Source organism: Mesorhizobium sp. M4B.F.Ca.ET.089.01.1.1 (assembly GCF_004022605.1).
GTDB classification, from domain to species: domain Bacteria; phylum Pseudomonadota; class Alphaproteobacteria; order Rhizobiales; family Rhizobiaceae; genus Mesorhizobium; species Mesorhizobium abyssinicae.
The window spans coordinates 1-1,712 of record NZ_RZOS01000760.1 but is presented as its reverse complement, the minus strand read 5'-3'; the positions used below and the strand labels follow the sequence as shown (position 1 = coordinate 1,712).

Genomic DNA, 1,712 nt, shown 5'->3' with positions numbered 1-1,712 from the left:
ATTCGGCAGCAGAACGATCTCGAGGTGATCGAGGGCGAAGTTCTCGACTTTGAGATCGCGAAAGGGCGGATCGCGGCCGTTCAGATCTCGGGCGATCGCCGCCTGGCTTGCGGCGCGGTGGTGCTGACCACCGGCACCTTCCTGCGCGGATTGATCCATATCGGCGAGAAGAAGATCGTCGCCGGCCGCATGAACGAGCAGGCGAGCCTTGGCCTGTCGGCAACGATGAGCCGCGCGGGATTCACGCTTGGGCGCCTCAAGACCGGGACGCCCCCTCGCCTCGACGGCCGCACCATCGACTGGGCGTCGCTGGAAAGCCAGGCGGCGGACGAGGAACCGGTGCCGTTCTCGCTGCTGACCGACGCGATCCAGAACCCGCAGATCGATTGCGGCATCACCCGCACGACGCCGGCCACGCATGAGCTGATCCGCGCCAATCTCGGCCGCTCGGCGATGTATTCCGGCTCGATCGAAGGCGTCGGGCCGCGCTACTGCCCGTCGATCGAGGACAAGATCGTCAAGTTCGGCGACCGTGAAGGCCACCAGATCTTCCTGGAGCCCGAAGGTCTCGATGACGACACCGTCTACCCGAACGGCATCTCGACCTCGCTGCCGGAGGATGTGCAACTCGACATATTGAAGTCGATCCCGGGGCTGGAGCGGGCAACCATGCTGCAGCCGGGCTATGCCATCGAATACGACCATGTCGATCCGCGCGAGTTGTTGCCGACGCTGGAGACGAAGCGGATCGGCGGCCTGTTCCTCGCCGGACAGATCAACGGCACGACCGGCTATGAGGAGGCCGGCGCGCAAGGTCTGCTCGCCGGCCTCAACGCCGCGCGCAAGGCATCCGGCAACGAGCAGATCGTGCTCAGCCGCACCGAAGCCTATATCGGCGTGATGGTCGACGACCTCACCAGTCGCGGCATTGCCGAGCCCTATCGCATGTTCACCTCGCGCGCCGAGTTCCGCCTGTCGCTGAGAGCCGACAATGCCGATGAGCGGCTGACCCCGATGGCGGACCGACTGGGGATCGCGTCAATGGAACGGATGCGGCGCTTCAACGGGATGAACGAGGATCTTGCCAAGGCGCGGGAACTGGCATCGAGCGTGCTGTTCACGCCCAACGAGGCGGCGCGGCATGGGCTGGAGATCAACAGGGATGGCGTGCGCCGTTCCGCCTATGAGCTGCTCGCCTACCCCGGTGTCGATGTTGCCTGGCTGGCGCGCATCGAGCCGCGCTTCGGCTCAATCGATGCGAAGACGGCGGAGCGCCTCGAAACGGAAGCGAAATATTCGGTCTATCTGGACCGCCAGCAGGCTGATGTCGCGCAGATCAGGCACGAGGAAAGCCGATTGATCCCCGCATCGCTGGATTTCGCCGACGTTCCCGGCCTGTCCAATGAACTGAAGCAGAAGATGAAGACGCGGCAGCCGCGCTCCATCGCCGATGCGCAGCGCATGGAGGGCATGACGCCGGCGGCGCTGGCGATCATCGTCGCCCACGTCCGCAACGCCGAAGCCGCCGCGCAGAGGCATGTCGCGTGAGTGCTGCGTCATGGGAGAGCCTGCAGGAAGCGGCGGGCCCGGTTTCACGTGAAACATTCGAGCGTCTGGTTGCCTTCGAACAGCTGTTCCTGAAATGGAACCGCAGCATCAACCTCGCCGCGCCGTCGACCCTGGACGATGTCTGGCGCAGGCACATACTGGAT

Annotated in this window: 1 protein-coding gene and 1 pseudogene; both read left to right on the top strand. The window is 64.8% G+C overall.

Going from position 1 to position 1,712, the window contains the following annotated elements; all coding sequences use genetic code 11:
* Window positions 1–1,548 (top strand): tRNA uridine-5-carboxymethylaminomethyl(34) synthesis enzyme MnmG (gene mnmG, locus EN780_RS33575; protein WP_128276401.1); only part of this gene is annotated, 1,548 nt, incomplete at its 5' end.
* A pseudogene (locus EN780_RS33570) lies at window positions 1,545–1,712 on the top strand (class I SAM-dependent methyltransferase); the annotation flags it as partial. The gene mnmG and the pseudogene EN780_RS33570, both read left to right, overlap by 4 nt.